Genomic DNA, 17,080 nt, shown 5'->3' on the forward strand with positions numbered 1-17,080 from the left:
AGGGAGCCCGCTTGAGTTTCATTGACCGGGGAGGGTATCAGCCATGGACATGCAGGGCAGCGAACGTATCGAGGCGCCTGTGGAGGCTGTCTGGCGCGGTCTCAATGATCCAGCCATCCTGGCCAAAGCCATCCCCGGCTGCGAGAGCCTGGAAAAGACATCCGACAATCAGATGAGTGCACGGGTGGTTCTCAAGGTCGGCCCGATCAAGGCGAAGTTCGAGGGCGCGGTCGAATTGCAAAACCTCAACCCGCCGCATTCCTACACCATCGCCGGCGAGGGCAAGGGCGGTCTGGCAGGTTTCGCCAGGGGCGCTGCCGACGTTTCACTGGAAGCCGATGGCCCTGACGCAACGATCCTGACCTATGTCGTCAAGGCGGAGGTGGGCGGCAAGATTGCCCAGCTTGGCAGTCGCCTGATCGATTCGACCGCAAAGAAGCTCGCTGGCGAGTTCTTTTCCAGCTTCGGCGCAGCGGTGTCGGCGGCCAATGCGGCAACCGGATGATCCGTCGTGATTTATTAAAATTGTCGTGACTGAAAGCCCTGCGCAAGCCACCTTGTTGATGTTCATCATCAGCCGAGATGATTCGGTAATATGGGGACATGAGCGATGATTGAGGGACCGGATCAATATTTTGAGCAGCAGGACATGGCGATCAAGCTGATGTTGCTGGAAAACAAGGCCGATGAACTGACCAACATTCTGGTCGCCGCCCTTCAGGATGCCTTCAGGCTGCTCGAAGACGAGCAGGATACCGTTCACTGAGATTAGTCTACCGGGCCTGCAGCGCCGCGCATTCAAGGGAACACGTAGAGCGTTCCGTAACGATTTTTCCTGCGAAACTTCGTGAAAACAAAGAGATAGTGCGTTGCAGGTGATGCCATGTTCACCGGAAACGCTTTAGAACCGGTCGGATACCTGAATACCGGCCGGTCCGAGAATGACCGCGATCAGCACCGGCAGAAAGAACAGGATCATCGGCACGGTGAGTTTCGGCGGTAGTGCTGCAGCTTTCTTCTCCGCTTCATTCATGCGTTCGTCGCGACCTTCCTGGGCCAGCACGCGCAAGGCTTGGGCGATCGGCGTTCCGTAACGTTCGGCCTGGATCAGCGCCTGGGTCACGTTCTTCACGCCATCGAGCTGCGTACGGGTGCCCAGGTTCTCCAGAGCCTGCCGGCGATCCGGCAGGAACGACAGTTCCGCGGTCGTCAGGACCATTTCCTCGGCCAGTTCCGGCGATTGTTCGCCGATCTCGTCGGCAACGCGCCGCATGGCGGCTTCGATTGAAATGCCGGATTCGACGCAGATCAGCATCAGGTCGAGAGCGTCGGGCCACGCCCGGCGGATCGAGTGCTGTCGTTTGCCGATCCGGTTTGAAACGTAGATATTCGGCAGATAGAAACCGATATAGCCGCCGACGATGGTGGCGAACAGCCGGACCGGCAAAGGCTTGTCGGCAAGATTGCCAAGCGCGAAGATCCAGATTGCCGTAACGACAAGCGTTGCGAACGGCAGAAGGAACCGTGCCAGCAGGAAGATGTTCAGCGCATTTTGCGAGCGAAGGCCGGCCGCCTTGAGCTTGTCCATCGTCGTGTCGTCGACCAGCGCCTTGCGCAGGTTGAACCGTTCGACAAGCTGGCGCACAGACTGGTTGTTGTTGGCGCGAAGGGTGGCCTTGCCTTGCGCGTCCGAATTGAGCCGCGCGCGTTCGCGGGCGCGGATCTGGTCGCGCTCGGTCGAGACGGCCCGCATCCGCTTGTTCAGGTCGCCGCGCTCCAGCATCGGCATGACAAGTGTGTAGAACGTCGCAAAAACCGCCAGTGCCACCAGCACTGCGATGATCAGGGTGGGGTCGGTAGCGCGGGCGGCCCAGTCTTCGCTCATGTCTTGCCGCTCCTAGATATCGAAGTTGATCATGTTGCGCATGACCAGCAGGCCGATGCTCATCCACACCGCCGATGCGCCGAGGATCATGTGTCCGCGCGAGTCGGTGAAAAGGATCATGATATAGGCGGGTGACGTCATGTAGACGAGGAAGGCAACGATGAACGGCAGCGCGCCGATGATCGCCGCAGACGCCTTGGCTTCCATTGACAGCGCACTGACCTTTGCCCGCATTTTCTTGCGGTCGCGCAGCACGCGCGACAGGTTGGCCAGCGCTTCGGAAAGATTGCCGCCCGCTTGTCCCTGGATGGCAATGACAATGGCAAAGAAGCTGATCTCGGACAACTGCATGGTCTGGTACATGCGCGCGCAGGCTTCCGGCACGCTGAGACCCATCTGCTGCGAATCGACTACCCGCCGAAACTCGGTCTTTACCGGTTCCTGGCCATCAGCCGCGATCATCCGGATTGCATCGTTGAGCGGCAGGCCGGAGCGGATGGAGCGGGTCATAACGTCGAGCGAATTGGGGAACTCGTTGATGAACTGCTTCTGACGGCGTTTGATCAGGAAGCCGAGGATCCATCGTGGCAGGCCGATAACGGTGACGAAGCTCAACCCGCCAACGACCAGCGGCGGCATGCCCATCACGAATGTGCCGACACCCACCACCAGCCCGAGCACCACGCTCAGCATGTAGAATTGCGCCGGCGTCAGCGGCAGGTTGGCCTGGGTCAGCCGGCCCTTCAGGCTGGTTTGCTTTGCCTTCTTCGACTTCTCCTGCTTCTTTTCCAGTTCCTTCAGCGAATCCTGGACGGATTTTCGCCGTTTGGAGATTTCCTGCACCCGGTCGCGGGCCGCCTTGACCTGGTTGAGGTCTGTTTCGGCCGCCTTCACCCGGCTGATCCTGGTCGCCGTCTTCTTGTCGGTCTCGATGCGGGTATACAGCACGCCATAGGCCACTGCGCCGGTCGAGATCGCGGCGAGCATGACGATGGCCAGTATGGTCGGATCGATACCGAACATTGCGATCAAATCCCCTTGGATTTCTGTTCCATGGCGTCGAGAGACGCAGCAAGTCTGCGATCTTCGTTGTAGTAGCGGGCGCGGTCCCAGAAATGCGGCTTGCCGATACCGGTCGACATGTGCCGGCCGATGATCTTCCCGTGCGCGTCCTCGCCTTCGATTTCGTAGCGCATCAGGTCCTGGGTAATGATCACGTCCCCTTCCATGCCGATCACCTCGGTGATGTGGGTGATGCGGCGCGAACCGTCGCGCAGGCGGGCGGCCTGGATGATCACGTCGATCGAACCCGAGATGATTTCGCGAACCGTCTTGGCTGGCAGCGTGAAGCCGCCCATGGCGATCATCGATTCCATGCGGGAGAGGCATTCGCGCGGCGTATTGGCATGGATCGTGCCCATCGAGCCGTCGTGACCGGTGTTCATCGCCTGCAGCAGGTCGAACACCTCGGGTCCGCGCACTTCGCCGACGATGATGCGTTCGGGGCGCATACGCAGGCAGTTCTTGACGAGATCGCGCATGGTGATCTCGCCTTCGCCTTCGATGTTTGGTGGCCGTGTTTCCAGGCGCACGACATGTGGCTGCTGCAACTGAAGTTCGGCCGTGTCTTCGCAGGTGATGATGCGCTCGTCGGTATCGATAAAGCCGGTCAGGCAGTTCAGCAGCGTTGTCTTGCCGGAACCGGTACCGCCGGAAATGACCACGTTGCAGCGCACGCGCCCGATGATCTGCAGCACCTCGGCGCCTTCCGGCGTGATCGCGCCGAATTTCACCAGCTGGCCAAGATTGAGCTTGTCCTTCTTGAACTTACGAATGGTCAGCGCCGGGCCATCAATGGCCAGCGGCGGTGCGATGACGTTGACACGCGAACCGTCGGGCAGGCGCGCGTCGCAGATCGGGCTCGATTCATCGACGCGACGGCCAACCTGGCTGACGATGCGCTGGCAGATCGACAGGAGCTGGGAATTGTCGCGGAAGCGGATCTCCGACTCGATGGTCTTGCCGGCGACTTCGATAAAGGTCTGGCCGGCACCGTTGACCATGATGTCCGAGATGTCGTCGCGTGCCAGAAGCGGTTCCAGCGGACCATAGCCCAGCACGTCGTTGCAGATGTCTTCGAGCAGTTCCTCCTGCTCGGAGATCGACATCGCGAAATTCTTGATCGTGATGATGTCGTTGACGATGTCGCGAATTTCCTCGCGCGCGCTCTCGCCGTCGAGCTTGGCCAGCTGCGACAGGTCGATCGTGTCGATCAGGGCCGAAAAAACCTGGCTCTTGGTATCGTAGTAATCCTCCGCGCGGGGCGGCCGCTTGCGGCTGGGGGCCTGCAGCGGTGGCGGGGCAACCTGTTGGCGAGCGTCCGCGTTGCCAGGCTCCAGCAGGCTTGTTGCGGACCGTCCTGCCGAACTGGCAGCCGGGGGCTGCGCCGGTATCGTGCCAACGCCCGATCCGCCTTTGCCGAAACCCTCGCCGCCGCGTTTGCCAAACATGAGCTCTACCCGTTTCTGTCTTGCGGTTTACTTCTTGCGAAGTTTGCCGATCAGCGAGCCGAGGCCCGCCTTCTTCGGCTTCTTGATCGTTGCTCTGCCGGTCACCAGATGCGCCAGCTGCGAAAATGTCTCTGCGGTCGGCGATTTGGCGTCCATTTCGGAGATCATCCGGCCGCTGTTGGTCGCCGTGCCGAACAGCATGGCATCGAAGGGAATGATCGCGACCGGCTCGATTTCGAGCGGCTCGAAGAAATCCTGCGGCGAGATTTCCGGACGTTTGGGCATCCCGACCTGGTTGAGCACCAGATGCGGAGCCTTGTCGTTCGGCCGCAGTTTCTTCAGCGCATCGACCATGTTCTTCGCATTGCGAAGATTGGCGAGATCCGGCGCGCAGGTGATGACGATCTCGTCGGCATCCGAAAGCACAGTGCGGGTCCAGTCCGACCAGCTATGCGGCAGATCGAGAACGCTGATCGGCGCGCTCCGCTGCAACAGTTCGAGGATCGGCTGGAAGGCGCCGCTCTCATAGTCGTATCCGCGGTCCAGCATCGATGGCGCTGCCAGCAATGACAGATTGCGCGAGCAATTGGTCAGCAGCCGATCGAGGAAGACTTCGTCAAGGCGTTCAGGCGAAAACACGGCTTCCGCCATGCCCAGCGCCGGGTCCTGGTCAAAATCGATATTGGCGGTCCCGAAAGGCAGGTCGAGATCCGCAAGCACGGTCTCTGTCGAAAACAGCGTCGAAATGCCGAAGGCGCAATTGTGGGCGATCGTCGAGGAGCCGACGCCGCCCTTGGCGCCGATAAAGGCGATGCTTTTGCCAAGTGGCTCTGCTTCCGGGTCGACGAAGATCCCGGCAATGGCGCTCATGATGTCGGCCATCGAGAATGGCGCGACGATATATTCGGAAATGCCGCTGCGCATCAGCTCCCGGTAGAGCGAGATGTCGTTGTGCCGGCCGACAATGATGACGCGCGAGCTCGGGTCGCAGACCTCGGCCAGCGGCGCCAGCTCCGCAAGCAGATGCGCCGGTGCGGCCTCGGTTTCCAGAATGATCAGGTTTGGTGTCGGCGTCGAGGCGAACATGTTCGCTGCGGCCGTGATATTGCCATGCGTGATGCGCAGGCTGACCCGCGCCAGGCGCCGGTCATTGGCGCATTGCTCCATCACCCGCTGCACACTGTCGGTGAGGCAGAAGGCGTGCACGGAAATACGAGGCAGCGGTCGCAGGGCTTCGACGTCGCCGGAAACGACCGGCTCGGCCGCGCCGCGGCTGCCGCCGGGCCCTTCCTCGAATTCGTAATCGATCGCACTCATGCTATCTTCCTGTCCTTGAGGGCATCAAGCCGCGTCATTCCGTAGAGGTGTCACTGCCGTCGCGATAAAGGCCGATAACGGTCGAGCGCCGGGTCGCGTCGATTGGCGCCACGGCTCTTGGCGTGACGAGATCCATCGGGTTCGCGATCTGGGCAGCGATGTTACTCTGCGAAGCACAACCAAAATTGTGATAGTTCGTGTTGCTGAACGTGTTGTTCTGCAGATCTTCCGGCCATTCGCCGCACTGGTTGGTCACGGCCGTGATCGCGACATAGCTCAGGCGCACCGGAGCGGCGTCGCCGGTGGCAGACGCCTGATACGAGGTCTCGATGATCCGGTTCGCTTGCACGCCCTTTGCGGTCAGCACTTTGCGGATCTGCGCCCGAACATTTGCCGCAGCGCCTGCATTGGCCGAGCCCTGCGGCAGCATGATCTGGATGCTGCCCGACGAGGTCGAGAGATAATCCGTGGCAAAGCCGCCGATCGAATCCTGCACACCGTTCGAAAGCCTGTGATCGCCGGAGGCAATCGGAATGTCGAGCGTATGTTCGACCTCGTTCAGCGTGATCGGATGGCGCGTGCGATAGTCATCGGGGATTGCTCCCGTCGACATGTTGTCCTTGTTCGTGCCGCATCCGGCAAGCATGACGGAAGCGCCGATCATCATGGCGGTCATCGCGATGCGGTGCAGGCGGCGGTTTCTACGATCTGGGGCCATGGCTGGCTGGCTTTCCTTGGCGTGCAGCGTGGTGTGTGTCATTGCGATCCTGAAACCTCCGCTCACTTGTAAATAAACCCGACGGCGCCGTGATACTGGCCGGCGGAACCTGCGGTTTCGCGGCGGCCATAGACCTTGTTCACCCGGTTGAGGAAGAAGGTCGCGCCATCGTTTTCAGGGTTGAAGTTGTCGTCAGGCCGCGACAGCGCACCGCGCGCAACGGGCCGCACCAGATAAGGCGTCGCGATGATCACCAGTTCGGTTTCGCTGCGCTGGAAGTCCTTGCTGCGGAACAACGTGCCGAGGATCGGAACCTTGGACAGGCCCGGCAGACCCGACATGGCCTGGCGGATATTGTCCTGCACGAGGCCGGCAATCACGATCGAGCCACCGGAGGGAAGTTCGACGGTCGTCGACGCTTCGCGCTTGCGGATCGACAGATAGGTCGATCCCGGAATGGAATTTGAGGTATTGCCGGTAACAACAGAGCCTTCCCAGGTCGGCTCGGACACATTCGTCTCGATCTTCAGGCTGATCCGGCCGGGAGCCAGCACGACGGGGCGGAAATTCAATTCGATACCGTAGTCGACGGTCTCGCTCGTGCGGCTCAACGTCGACTGCCCCGTATCGCTGTCGACGTCGATTTCCTGCTCGGCTGCCAGCCGATATTCGCCGCCGACATAAAACTTGGCCTGCTCGCCGGAGATTGCCGTCAGGCTCGGTTCGGCCAGTGTGCGCATCACGCCGGCCTGTTCCATGGCGTTTATATAGGTGGTGATCCCCAGGCCGCCGATGCCGGCGGTGATTGCGGCCGTGCTGGTCGGGTCGATGGAATTGCCGAGATTGGACGGATTGGCATAGCTGATGCCGGTTGAACCATCGGAAATGCTGCCGGAGAAGCCGAGCTGTTTCAGCACCTGCCGGCTGACTTCGGCGACAGTGACCTTCAGCGTCACCTGGTCCTCGCCTTCGATCTGCAACAGATTGACGATCTGCGATTCCTGGCGATCTTCCGCGTAGATCGCCACGGCACCGTCGCCGCTGCTTTCGCTTGTCGCGGTCGTGTTGCGGGTCGTCGCTTCACCGCCCTTGAGGAAGGCTTCGGCAAGGTTGGCAGCACGGGCCGCATCCTGCGGCGTGCGCACGGTGCCTGTCAGCACGATGTTGTCCGATACGATCTCGACACTGATGTCGGATTCGGGAATGAAGCGGCGCAGATTGGTTTCAAGACCGGTAATGTCGCGCTCGATTTCGATGTCGAGGCTGATGATTTCCTGGCCATTCTCGCCGAAGATGAAGATATTGGTCTGGCCCACCATCTTGCCGAACAGGTAGATGCGGCGCGACGAGCGCGTCACGGCATCGGCCATCGTCGGATCAGCGACCAGGATGTCATGCGCGTCGGCGGGCAGGTCGACGACGAGCGCCTTGTTCAGGCCCAGCTTGACGGTCTTGCGCCGGCCAGGGCCCGCATCTGTGATGCGCAGCACGCTTTCCTGTGCCGCTTCGGCAGCCGGAAGCGTGAAGGCATATTGGGCGAAATGGTTTGGAATGCTGGTAAAGGCCAGAGCGAACGCGACGCTGCCGGCCAGGGAAACACGAAGTCTTTCGCGGATGTTTTTCATTGTGTGTCCCCCACTCACTTCATGGAATCGGCGGATGAGCTGGTGGGTTTCACCACCTCGCCCGATTTGATGACCTGGATCGTCGGCTGGCCGGAGCTTCCGCTCAGCAGATAATCGGCGGCGGTGGTGTCTTCTTCCTGGGCGTCGGCAACCGAGCGCAGGGCCAGCGACAGGCGCTCGGCCATCTGCTGCGCAACCGCCATCACCTTCGTCTGGTCGGGCGTCAGTTCCAGCGTTGCCGTAGTCGCCAGCACGGATTTGGAGCCGTCCGGCTGTTCCTCGATCTGCTGGTCGACGGCGAGCACGCGTACGTTCGACAGCACCGTTTCGGTGAGGAAATTGTCCGCATCGCCCTTGCGCACCATGATCACGTCGACCCGGTCATTCGGCAGGATGAAGCCGCCAGCACCGGTGGCGACGGAAATTTCCGTCGAAACCGCGCGTTTGCCGGACGGCAGCAGCGACGACAGGATGCGGGAGGAGGAGTCGGCGATTTTTTCGCGCCGCAGAGGTTCGCCTTCAAACAGCGGCAAACGCACGACGACGCCGGTCAGCTCGGTAACCGCTTGTGGCCTGGCGCTTTCGGTTATGAAGCCTTCGACGATGCTGCCTTCCGGCCAGGCCATCCAGCGCATTGCGCTTTCATCCAGCCTTGCGCCAACCGGAAGGTTCTTGGCCGAAACAAGCACATTGACGGTCGGTTCCCGTTCGATCACCGCATCGGCCTGCTGTATGGTGACGGATGTCCGCCCGCTGAGACGCATGGCCAGCAGGCCGGCCATGCCGGCGGCCACGATGGCAACTGCGAGGATGATGATACGAGCGGGCTTCATGATCGATCCTTGGACGGCACGACAGATTCTGCCGACCAGATTGATCAGGAATTGGTGTACTTATAGTTAATAAGACGCTTACAATTGTGGTTAACGGGAAGTTTCTTCGCCGCGATCAGCCCCGATCAGCCAAGGCCCTTGATGGCGGTAATCACCAGCGGCGACTGCGGATAGGTCATCAGCCCTGCCGCTCCGATGGCAATCGCGTAAGGCACCTTCTTCGCGGTCATCAAGGCCTGCGGCAGTTTTACGCCGATGACAGCCACCTTATCCCAGTTGGCACGCAGCAGGATGACGATCACCGTCAATGCCCCGCCGAAATAGCCGGTGAAGGCGAGAAATTCGAACAATGAGGTGTTGAAGCCGAACCAGATTGCCGCCGCGGTCAACAGCTTGGCGTCGCCGCCACCCATCACGTTTATGGCGAAAAGGCCAAAGCACACGGCAAACACCAGCGCAGCCGCGGCGACATGCCAGCCGAAGTCAACAAGGGTAAGCCCGCTGAAGGGAGCGATCAGCAGGAACGTGCCCAGAAGAATGGCGGGAATCTTGTTGGGGATCGTCATCTCTAGGAAGTCCGTCAACGCTGAAAGCGCCAGGCAGATGGGCGGCACTAGGAAAATGATGGACGCATACATCGCTGAACTCCCCGAATAGATGGAATTCTAAATTGAGTCTGTGAACACTTCGCAAATATAAAATCTACAAGCGTCGCACGCTCAAACAGCAGGAGCCGCCTCGTGTGACGAGACGGCTCCTGAGTAAAGGCTTCCGCCTTGAATTACTTCACGTAGTCCAAATTCTTCGAGATCTCGTCGAACTGCGTGTTCAGCGCGTTGCCGAGGGTGGTGGCGCCAGTGATCAGGGCGACGGAAATCAGAGCGGCGATCAGGCCGTACTCGATTGCGGTTGCGCCAGACTCGTCCTTCATGAAACGTGCAAAAATCTTGGTCATGTTACTCTCCTGCTCCGCAAGGGTTGATCAGCACTGCCGGCAACTGTTTTCCGTTGCTCGGATGACTGCAAATTAGCGCCAGCCCCTTGCCATCGACTTAAGAAAGACGGTTACCGCTTCATGAAATCCCGGTTGCGCGAACTGTAGTAAACAAATCAGAACGGCAACGTCTAAAATGCCGGACAACCGGCAATCCTTTGAAAAAACAAAAGCAATAACAATAACTTGAATTTTTGGACCTCACTGGACGATGTGTGCCTGACGCACCATTTTGAGCGCAGGCGGCGACATCTCGGCCCGCAAGGCGGCAGATCTGTCCAGTTTTGGTACCAGCGCAGCCGAAACCTTTCGCTTTTGGCTGCCACGGATTGAAAGTCAGCGACCTGGACGTCGCAAATGTGGAGAAAATCGACTTAACCGTTCATTCACCTAAACCGGCCATGCTGGGCCCAGAGCTCCCATCACGCGTGCAACGCAAGGCAGGCCCATGTTCAATCGTTGTCTTTCTGTCGCCGCCGCTGGCCTGTTAGCAACAGGTTTTGCGCTTGCGCCGATCGGCCAGTCGGCCGAGGCCGGCGAGGACTTCTTGCGTGTCTATATGAATAGCGCCCGCATCCTGAAGCTGGATCGCCCTGTGAGTAAGGTGATTGTCGGAAATTCGGAAGTTGCCGATGCGACAGTGGCCGATTCCCAGACCATTGTCCTGACCGGTCGCTCCTTCGGCACCACCAATCTGGTTCTGCTCGATGCTGACGGCAATGCCATTGTCGATGAACGCATCCTTGTGTCGATCGACGAATCCAGCACCGTTCGTGTGTTCAGGTCGACCGCGCGTACAGTTCTGTCTTGCACCCCCAATTGCGAGCAGCATGCGCAAACCGGTGCGGCGGCTGCAAACTGAGCGGCACTGATTTCACCGACCTGATCGCCATTGCACCAAATGTAAAGATTTCGGAAACGGAAAATCAATACTTGCCCCGTAGTTTTCGGGGAATTTCCGAATTCGGATGAGGGCGATGATCGCGCAAGACCAAGACCTGCGAGCCAATGGCAAACCGCACAAGACGCGTTGGCGTCTGTGGAAGAAACTGGCCCGCTCGCGCGATGGTGCAGCCGCCATCGAGTTCGCCATCCTGTCCATTCCCTATTTCATGATCGTCTTTGCAATCATCGAGACATTCGTGGCGTTTACCGCCGAACAGCTGGTCACCAACGCGGTCAACACGCTGGGCCGGCAGCTGCGCACGGGTGAGATCACCCACGGTCTCGGCCGCGACAATAACATGGACAAAGAGGAGTTTCGCGCCGCCTTCTGCGACGAGGTCAGCATCCTGATCAACTGCTCGGCCGAGGAAATTGCCACGCCGAGCAAGCTCTATATTGACGCGCGTACCTTTGCGACATTCGCCGAAATCCCGAACACCATTCCACGCATATCGGCAGATGCGTATTCCGACATCGATCCGACCACGTTCGCCTTCACGCCGGGCGGACCGACAACGATCAACATGCTGCGGGCCTACTATCGTTGGCAGGTCATCACCGATCTGATCCGTCCCTATATCACCACCATCCGCCCGGCGGATGGCTCGATGCCGAGCGACTTTCTGATTGTCGCAACGACTGCCTTCCAGAACGAGAATTATCCGTGAGCCAGTTGCCAACCACCGCGATGATATTGCTGTCCGGCGCCAGAGTGCTGCGGCGTCGTCTTGGCGAGCTGTGCCACGACAGGGCCGGTGTCGGCGGTGTCGAATTTGCGCTGATCGCGCCGATGCTGCTGGTGCTGTATCTGGGCGCCTTCGAGCTGACCATGGGGCTCAGCGTCAACAAGAAGGTCTCCCTTGCCAGCAGCACCGTCGCCGATCTTGTGGCGCGGCAGGAAAAGGTGACCAAGGCTGATCTCACGGCCATGAGCCATGTCGCCCAGGCCATCTTCGTTCCGTATGCGGCCAATAATCTGCTGATCAAGATAAGCGCCATCCAGATCGACGACAGCGCGACTGCGAAGGTTGCCTGGTCCTGGTCGACGGCGGGTGATACGCCCTATCCGGCCAATTCGGTGGCAACCGTGCCTTTCGGCATGGTGGTTGCCAATTCCTTCCTCATTCGCACTGAACTCACCGTGTCGCATCAGTTGCTGATGTATATGCCGAACTTCTCCGGCAGTGAAATCAGGAACAAGACACTAGGCGCCGATTTCTATTTCCGCCAGCGTGTCGGCGACGGTATCACCTGCACCGATTGCTGATCGTGTCGCCATTTGCCAAGCCTTGGCCCAGTCGTTATTGGTGGTCCGGAAACGCTGGCAGCCATGAGGATAACCCTGCCGGCAACGGATAAGGCATGGCACGCGCATTTCTTTTTGTTCTCGATTCCTTCGGCATGGGCGGCGCGCCGGATGCGCTGAGCTATGGCGATGACGGGTCCGACACCCTTGGTCATATTGCCGAGTTCTGTGCCGCAGGCGCCGGTGATCGCAAGGGCCTGCGCCATGGTCCCTTGAGCCTTCCCAACATGTCGGCGCTTGGTCTTGTCACCATCGCCAAGATGGCGTCCGGTACAGCTCCTGCCGGCATGCCGATGCCCGAGCGGGTCTTCGGGCTGCATGGTGCCGCAAGTGAGGTGTCCAAAGGCAAGGACACGCCGTCGGGTCATTGGGAAATTGCCGGCACGCCTGTCATGTTCGACTGGGGCTACTTTCCGCAAGGCGATGAGGCTTTCCCCGCCGATCTCGTCGAGGCGATCTGTCGTGAGGCAAACCTGCCCGGCATTCTCGGCAATTGCCACGCCTCGGGCACGGACGTCCTTTTACGCTTCGGCGAGGAGCATATCCGCACCGGCAAGCCGATCTGCTACACCTCGTCAGACTCGGTCTTCCAGATCGCGGGGCATGAGAAACATTTCGGTCTCGAGCGCCTGCTCGAACTGTGCCAGATTGTGCGAAAACTGCTCGATCCGCTGAACATCGGCCGCGTCATTGCCCGCCCCTTCATCGGCGAAACCGCCTCGACCTTCGAACGCACCGGCAATCGTCGTGACTATTCGGTGCTGCCGCCGGAAAAGACGCTGCTCGATCGTCTCGTCGCGGCCGACCGCAAGGTGCATGCCGTTGGCAAGATTGCCGATATCTTCGCCCATCAGGGTATCAGCCGGCTGATCAAGGCCAACGGCAATGCAGCCTTGATGGATGCAACGCTGAAAGCCATGGACGAGGCCGAGGACGGCGATCTGGTCTTCACCAATTTTGTCGATTTCGACATGCTCTACGGTCATCGCCGCGATGTGCCGGGTTATGCCGCAGCGCTTGAAGCCTTTGATCGCCGCCTGCCCGAAGTTCATCGCAAGCTGAAGCCCGGCGACCTTGTCCTGCTGACCGCCGACCACGGTTGCGATCCGACCTGGCGCGGCACCGACCATACCCGCGAGCGTGTGCCGATCATGGCATTCGGGCCGGGCATCAAGTCGCGCAATGTCGGCATCCGCAACACCTATGCCGATATCGGCGAAACCATTGCCGCGCATCTGGGGCTTGCCCCGGGGCGCCACGGACGGAGTTTTCTGTGACCACACATCTGATCAAGGCCGAAGTGCACTGCCATATCGAGGGTGCTGCACCGCCGGCGCTGGCCCTTGCCCAGGCCCGCAAATATGGGGTCGATCCGGCCACCTTCATGCATGGCGACACCTATGCCTGGGCCGATTTCGCCGAATTCATTCAGGCCTATGACAAGGTCGCAGCGCTTTTCCGCACCGAAGACGACTATGCCGTCCTGACCGAAAGTTACCTGCTGGAACTCGCCGCGATCAACACGATCTACAGCGAGATCATCGTCTCCCCCGACCATGGCGACCGGATTGGGCTCGGTGCCGATGCCTATCTGGCCGGTATCACCAGGGGTATCCATGAGGCCAAGGCGAAGACCGGCATCGAGGCGCGCATCATCGTCACCGGCGAGCGCCATTTCGGCCCCGAAAGCGTCATTGCCGCCGCCGAATATGCCGCCCGCAGCCACAATCCGTTGGTCACCGGCTTCAACATGGCCGGCGAAGAGCGCATGGGCCGGGTTGCCGACTATGCGCGTGCCTTCGATATCGCCCGCGACGCGGGCCTCGGCCTGACCATCCATGCCGGTGAAGTCTGCGGCGCCTTCAGCGTCACCGATGCACTTGATCTGGTAAAGCCGCAGCGCATTGGCCACGGCGTGCGTGCGGTTGAGGATCCGGAGTTGCTGCAGCGCCTCGCAGACACCGGCGTGGTGCTAGAAGTCTGCCCCGGCTCGAACATCGCCCTCAATGTCTATCCCGATTTCGAAAGCCACCCGCTGCGTCGTCTGCGTGATGCCGGGGTGCGTGTCTGCATCAATTCCGACGATCCGCCATTTTTCCGCACCTCGCTGGCCCGCGAATACCAGATCGCCTCCGAGATCATGGGTTTCACCGACGACGAGATCAATGCCATGACCCGCACGGCAATCGAGGCTGCCTTTGTCGACGAGGACACGCGCACGGCACTTCTTGCCCGCCTGTGAGGTCGCGGCTGGGGGAAGATGGCGCAAAATGAAAGCCTGCTCTTGCGGGCATTCGCTGGAATGTGAAAATAGACGGACAATCGCACAAGAAGAAAAGAAGGCTCGATCATGGACGGCGTAACAGTCATCAATCACCCCCTCGTGCAGCACAAGCTGACGATCATGCGCCGCAAGGAAACCTCCACGTCGAGCTTCCGCCGGCTGCTGCGCGAAATCTCGACGCTGCTCTGCTACGAGGTCACCCGCGATCTCGAGCTGACCATGGAAACCATCGAGACGCCGCTCACCGAGATGCAGTCGCCGATCCTCGAGGGCAAGAAGCTGGTCTTCGCCTCGATCCTGCGCGCCGGCAACGGTCTGCTGGAGGGCATGCTGGAGCTGGTTCCGGCCGCCCGCGTCGCTCATGTCGGCGTCTACCGCGATCACGAGACGCTTCAGGCCGTGGAATATTACTTCAAGGCCCCGGATGCGCTGTCCGAACGTCTGGTCATCGTCGTCGACCCGATGCTCGCCACCGGCAATTCCTCGATTGCCGCGATCGAAAAGCTGAAAGAGCGTGGAGCGAAGAACCTGCGTTTCCTCTGCCTGCTGGCAGCACCGGAAGGCATCCGGAACTTCCAGGAAGCGCATCCGGACGTGCCGATCTTCACCGCCTCCATCGACAGCCACCTCAATGAGAAGGGCTACATCATGCCCGGCCTCGGCGATGCCGGCGACCGCATGTACGGCACGAAGTGAAGTCTTAACCACATCATCCGAATTGACGGCCCGATGCCCCGCTTCGGGCCGTTTTTGCGTTGGCGCTTATTTTCCGTCAGCAAGGCGATGGTAGGATCATCAGGTTGCAATTCTGGAGCACCGATGTTCGTTCGCACGCTGATCACCGTATCCTTCATTGCCATGGCAGCCAGCCAGGTGCCGACGGTATGGCAGGCCCTGCAGGCGAAACGTATGCCGCAACAGGATGTTGCCAGCCCGCCCGTAACACCGGCCAGCACCGCACCCCCCGGTCAGACTGTCTTGAAAGCCGGCCCCGGCGGTCACTATGCCGGCAGCTTCAGGATGAATGGCAAACAAGTCGACGGCATGATCGACACGGGCGCCTCGCTGGTCGCGATCAATGAGACCACCGCGCGCCGCCTCGGCTTCTCCGCTGCCGCGCTTGATTTCAAGTATCCGATCAGCACCGCCAACGGCACGACCCAGGCAGCCCATGTGGTGATCGACCGCATCGAGATCGGCAGCGTGCGGGTCAGGGGCATTGATGCTTTCGTGCTGAAGGACAAGCAATTGTCCTCCAGCCTGATCGGCATGAGCTTCCTGAAGAAACTCAAATCCTACAGCGCCGGAGACGGCACCCTGCGGCTTGTTCAGTAGTCAGCGCCTACTCCGCCGAAATCCGCATGCCGATCACCGGAGATGCGGCTGGCTTGGAGTCGCTGATCTTGTAGCAGTCCGCCACGGTTCTCGCCGCCTGCTCGGCACTCGCCTGATCATTGGCCTGCACGAAGGCAATCGGCTCGCCCTTGGAAACCTGCGTCCCGAGTGGCCTGAAGCCAGAGATGCCCACGCCATGGTCGATCGCATCGCTCGGCCGCTGCCGCCCGCCGCCCAGCGTGACGACGGCAAGTCCCAGCCCGCGAGTATCGCAGCCGGCCAGATAGCCGTCCCGATCGGCGAGCACCGGCACTTCGATCTTGCCGCGCGGCAGATAGTGCGTCGCCTTGTCCATGAAATCCGCCGGTCCGCCGAGTTCGCTGACCATGCGGCCGAAGATCTCGGCGGCCTCGCCCGATGCCAGAACCTGTTTACAGCGTGCCAGTGCCACGCTGGCATCGCTTTCGACACCGGCATTGATCAGCATCTCGGCGCCGAACGCCAGGGTTACCTCTTCAAGCCGTGTGCCGGTCTTCTCGCCTTTGAGAAATTCAACCGCGTTCAGCACTTCGATCGCATTGCCGGCGCAATCGGCCAGCGGCTCGTTCATGTCGGTCAGCAGCGCCGTAGTCTTGACGCCGGCACCATTCGCCACCCTGACCAGCGAGCGTGCCAGCGCTTCGGCATCCTCGGGCTTGGCCATGAAGGCGCCATTGCCGAATTTCACGTCGAGCACTAGGCTTTCCAGCCCGGCTGCCAGCTTCTTCGACAGGATCGAGGCGGTGATCAGCGGGATGGATTCGACCGTCGCCGTCACGTCGCGGATCGCATAAAGCCGCTTGTCGGCTGGGGCCAGGTCGCCGGTCTGGCCGATGATCGCGCAGCCTGCCGTGTCGACGGTGCGCCGGAAGATAGCCGGCGAGGGCATCACGTCATAGCCCGGGATCGACTGCAGCTTGTCCAGCGTGCCGCCGGTATGGCCAAGCCCACGGCCGGAGATCATCGGCACGGCGAGCCCGCAGGCGGCCGCGATCGGTGCCAGCATCAGCGAGACATTGTCGCCCACGCCGCCGGTCGAATGTTTGTCGGCGATCGGCTTGCCGACGCCGGCCCAGGACAGGACCTCGCCGGAATCGCGCATCGCCAGCGTCAGCGCCACGATCTCGTCCGGCGTCATGCCCCGGAAGAACACCGCCATGGCAAAGGCTGCCACCTGGCCTTCCGAAATGGTCTCGTTGGACAGCCCTTCGATGAAGCCGGTGATTTCTTCACGCGTCAGTGCGCCGCCATCGCGTTTGCGGCGAATGATTTCCTGCGGCAGCATGGTC

Annotated in this window: 19 protein-coding genes; 9 read left to right on the forward strand and 10 right to left on the reverse strand. The window is 60.5% G+C overall.

All coding sequences use genetic code 11. The features are described from left to right. Positions 1-43 precede the first annotated feature (43 nt). Positions 44-505 carry a carbon monoxide dehydrogenase subunit G gene (locus GVK95_RS00705; RefSeq protein ID WP_159945953.1) on the forward strand — a complete coding sequence of 154 codons (462 nt, stop codon included), beginning with the start codon at positions 44-46 and terminating at the stop codon, positions 503-505. A 105-nt stretch (positions 506-610) separates the two neighbouring features. Beyond that, a complete protein-coding gene (locus GVK95_RS24995; RefSeq protein ID WP_200844185.1) occupies positions 611-766 on the forward strand; it encodes a hypothetical protein in 156 nt (51 codons plus the stop codon). Positions 767-901: 135 nt separating this feature from the next. On the opposite strand, the gene GVK95_RS00710 is transcribed toward GVK95_RS24995, so the two are convergent. The 9 genes from GVK95_RS00710 to GVK95_RS00750 form a co-directional block, all read right to left on the reverse strand. After that, positions 902-1,885: a type II secretion system F family protein gene (locus tag GVK95_RS00710; protein WP_159945954.1), complete on the reverse strand. Its 984-nt coding sequence runs from the start codon at positions 1,883-1,885 to the stop codon at positions 902-904. A 12-nt stretch (positions 1,886-1,897) separates the two neighbouring features. Beyond that, positions 1,898-2,908, reverse strand: a complete 1,011-nt coding sequence (locus tag GVK95_RS00715; protein ID WP_159945955.1) for a type II secretion system F family protein — start codon at positions 2,906-2,908, stop codon at positions 1,898-1,900. 5 nt (positions 2,909-2,913) lie between these two features. Further along, a complete protein-coding gene (locus tag GVK95_RS00720; RefSeq protein ID WP_159945956.1) occupies positions 2,914-4,395 on the reverse strand; it encodes a CpaF family protein in 1,482 nt (493 codons plus the stop codon). A 27-nt stretch (positions 4,396-4,422) separates the two neighbouring features. Further along, positions 4,423-5,712 carry a CpaE family protein gene (locus tag GVK95_RS00725; protein WP_159945957.1) on the reverse strand — a complete coding sequence of 430 codons (1,290 nt, stop codon included), beginning with the start codon at positions 5,710-5,712 and terminating at the stop codon, positions 4,423-4,425. Between the two features lie 34 nt (positions 5,713-5,746). Beyond that, a complete protein-coding gene (locus GVK95_RS00730; RefSeq protein WP_159945958.1) occupies positions 5,747-6,472 on the reverse strand; it encodes a CpaD family pilus assembly protein in 726 nt (241 codons plus the stop codon). A gap of 20 nt (positions 6,473-6,492) precedes the next feature. After that, positions 6,493-8,055: a type II and III secretion system protein family protein gene (locus tag GVK95_RS00735; protein WP_159945959.1), complete on the reverse strand. Its 1,563-nt coding sequence runs from the start codon at positions 8,053-8,055 to the stop codon at positions 6,493-6,495. Between the two features lie 14 nt (positions 8,056-8,069). Beyond that, positions 8,070-8,888: a Flp pilus assembly protein CpaB gene (gene cpaB / locus GVK95_RS00740; protein ID WP_159945960.1), complete on the reverse strand. Its 819-nt coding sequence runs from the start codon at positions 8,886-8,888 to the stop codon at positions 8,070-8,072. Between the two features lie 125 nt (positions 8,889-9,013). Continuing rightward, on the reverse strand, positions 9,014-9,526 hold the full coding sequence (locus GVK95_RS00745) for a prepilin peptidase (protein ID WP_159945961.1): 513 nt from the start codon (positions 9,524-9,526) through the stop codon (positions 9,014-9,016). Between the two features lie 143 nt (positions 9,527-9,669). Continuing rightward, positions 9,670-9,843, reverse strand: coding sequence for a Flp family type IVb pilin (locus GVK95_RS00750; protein ID WP_159945962.1), 174 nt, complete (start codon positions 9,841-9,843; stop codon positions 9,670-9,672). 487 nt (positions 9,844-10,330) lie between these two features. On the opposite strand from GVK95_RS00750, the gene GVK95_RS00755 reads away from it, so the two are divergent. The 7 genes from GVK95_RS00755 to GVK95_RS00785 all read left to right on the forward strand — a co-directional run bounded on the left by GVK95_RS00755 (position 10,331) and on the right by GVK95_RS00785 (position 15,752). Beyond that, the gene (locus GVK95_RS00755) at positions 10,331-10,744 is read left to right on the forward strand and encodes a pilus assembly protein N-terminal domain-containing protein (protein ID WP_159945963.1); all 414 of its coding nucleotides are present in this window, start codon (positions 10,331-10,333) and stop codon (positions 10,742-10,744) included. A 115-nt stretch (positions 10,745-10,859) separates the two neighbouring features. Further along, positions 10,860-11,495, forward strand: coding sequence for a TadE/TadG family type IV pilus assembly protein (locus GVK95_RS00760; RefSeq protein WP_159945964.1), 636 nt, complete (start codon positions 10,860-10,862; stop codon positions 11,493-11,495). Beyond that, a complete protein-coding gene (locus GVK95_RS00765) occupies positions 11,492-12,094 on the forward strand; it encodes a TadE/TadG family type IV pilus assembly protein (protein ID WP_244618620.1) in 603 nt (200 codons plus the stop codon). The genes GVK95_RS00760 and GVK95_RS00765 overlap by 4 nt, the downstream gene beginning before the upstream one ends. Before the next feature lie 95 nt (positions 12,095-12,189). Next, positions 12,190-13,410: a phosphopentomutase gene (locus tag GVK95_RS00770; protein WP_159945965.1), complete on the forward strand. Its 1,221-nt coding sequence runs from the start codon at positions 12,190-12,192 to the stop codon at positions 13,408-13,410. Beyond that, positions 13,407-14,375: an adenosine deaminase gene (locus tag GVK95_RS00775; RefSeq protein WP_159945966.1), complete on the forward strand. Its 969-nt coding sequence runs from the start codon at positions 13,407-13,409 to the stop codon at positions 14,373-14,375. The genes GVK95_RS00770 and GVK95_RS00775 overlap by 4 nt, the downstream gene beginning before the upstream one ends. A 108-nt stretch (positions 14,376-14,483) precedes the next feature. Next, complete coding sequence (upp, locus tag GVK95_RS00780; RefSeq protein ID WP_159945967.1) at positions 14,484-15,113, forward strand: uracil phosphoribosyltransferase; 630 nt, start codon at positions 14,484-14,486, stop codon at positions 15,111-15,113. A gap of 123 nt (positions 15,114-15,236) precedes the next feature. Then, entirely contained in the window at positions 15,237-15,752 is a 516-nt protein-coding gene (locus GVK95_RS00785) for a TIGR02281 family clan AA aspartic protease (RefSeq protein WP_159945968.1), read from the forward strand. Positions 15,753-15,759: 7 nt separating this feature from the next. On the opposite strand, the gene deoA is transcribed toward GVK95_RS00785, so the two are convergent. Beyond that, on the reverse strand, positions 15,760-17,076 hold the full coding sequence (gene deoA / locus GVK95_RS00790) for a thymidine phosphorylase (protein ID WP_159945969.1): 1,317 nt from the start codon (positions 17,074-17,076) through the stop codon (positions 15,760-15,762). Between the last annotated feature and the right edge of the window lie 4 nt (positions 17,077-17,080).

The sequence above is a fragment of the Rhizobium sp. 18065 genome, assembly GCF_902706095.1.
GTDB lineage: Bacteria > Pseudomonadota > Alphaproteobacteria > Rhizobiales > Rhizobiaceae > Allorhizobium.

What these genes read in the sequence shown, in the direction of transcription:
- GVK95_RS00705 (WP_159945953.1), top strand. Translation starts at nt 44, where the DNA reads ATGGACATGCAGGGCAGCGAACGTATCGAGGCGCCTGTGGAGGCTGTC.
- GVK95_RS24995 (WP_200844185.1), top strand. Translation starts at nt 611, where the DNA reads ATGATTGAGGGACCGGATCAATATTTTGAGCAGCAGGACATGGCGATC.
- GVK95_RS00710 (WP_159945954.1), bottom strand. Translation starts at nt 1,885, where the DNA reads ATGAGCGAAGACTGGGCCGCCCGCGCTACCGACCCCACCCTGATCATC.
- GVK95_RS00715 (WP_159945955.1), bottom strand. Translation starts at nt 2,908, where the DNA reads ATGTTCGGTATCGATCCGACCATACTGGCCATCGTCATGCTCGCCGCG.
- GVK95_RS00720 (WP_159945956.1), bottom strand. Translation starts at nt 4,395, where the DNA reads ATGTTTGGCAAACGCGGCGGCGAGGGTTTCGGCAAAGGCGGATCGGGC.
- GVK95_RS00725 (WP_159945957.1), bottom strand. Translation starts at nt 5,712, where the DNA reads ATGAGTGCGATCGATTACGAATTCGAGGAAGGGCCCGGCGGCAGCCGC.
- GVK95_RS00730 (WP_159945958.1), bottom strand. Translation starts at nt 6,472, where the DNA reads ATGACACACACCACGCTGCACGCCAAGGAAAGCCAGCCAGCCATGGCC.
- GVK95_RS00735 (WP_159945959.1), bottom strand. Translation starts at nt 8,055, where the DNA reads ATGAAAAACATCCGCGAAAGACTTCGTGTTTCCCTGGCCGGCAGCGTC.
- cpaB (WP_159945960.1), bottom strand. Translation starts at nt 8,888, where the DNA reads ATGAAGCCCGCTCGTATCATCATCCTCGCAGTTGCCATCGTGGCCGCC.
- GVK95_RS00745 (WP_159945961.1), bottom strand. Translation starts at nt 9,526, where the DNA reads ATGTATGCGTCCATCATTTTCCTAGTGCCGCCCATCTGCCTGGCGCTT.
- GVK95_RS00750 (WP_159945962.1), bottom strand. Translation starts at nt 9,843, where the DNA reads ATGACCAAGATTTTTGCACGTTTCATGAAGGACGAGTCTGGCGCAACC.
- GVK95_RS00755 (WP_159945963.1), top strand. Translation starts at nt 10,331, where the DNA reads ATGTTCAATCGTTGTCTTTCTGTCGCCGCCGCTGGCCTGTTAGCAACA.
- GVK95_RS00760 (WP_159945964.1), top strand. Translation starts at nt 10,860, where the DNA reads ATGATCGCGCAAGACCAAGACCTGCGAGCCAATGGCAAACCGCACAAG.
- GVK95_RS00770 (WP_159945965.1), top strand. Translation starts at nt 12,190, where the DNA reads ATGGCACGCGCATTTCTTTTTGTTCTCGATTCCTTCGGCATGGGCGGC.
- upp (WP_159945967.1), top strand. Translation starts at nt 14,484, where the DNA reads ATGGACGGCGTAACAGTCATCAATCACCCCCTCGTGCAGCACAAGCTG.
- GVK95_RS00785 (WP_159945968.1), top strand. Translation starts at nt 15,237, where the DNA reads ATGTTCGTTCGCACGCTGATCACCGTATCCTTCATTGCCATGGCAGCC.
- deoA (WP_159945969.1), bottom strand. Translation starts at nt 17,076, where the DNA reads ATGCTGCCGCAGGAAATCATTCGCCGCAAACGCGATGGCGGCGCACTG.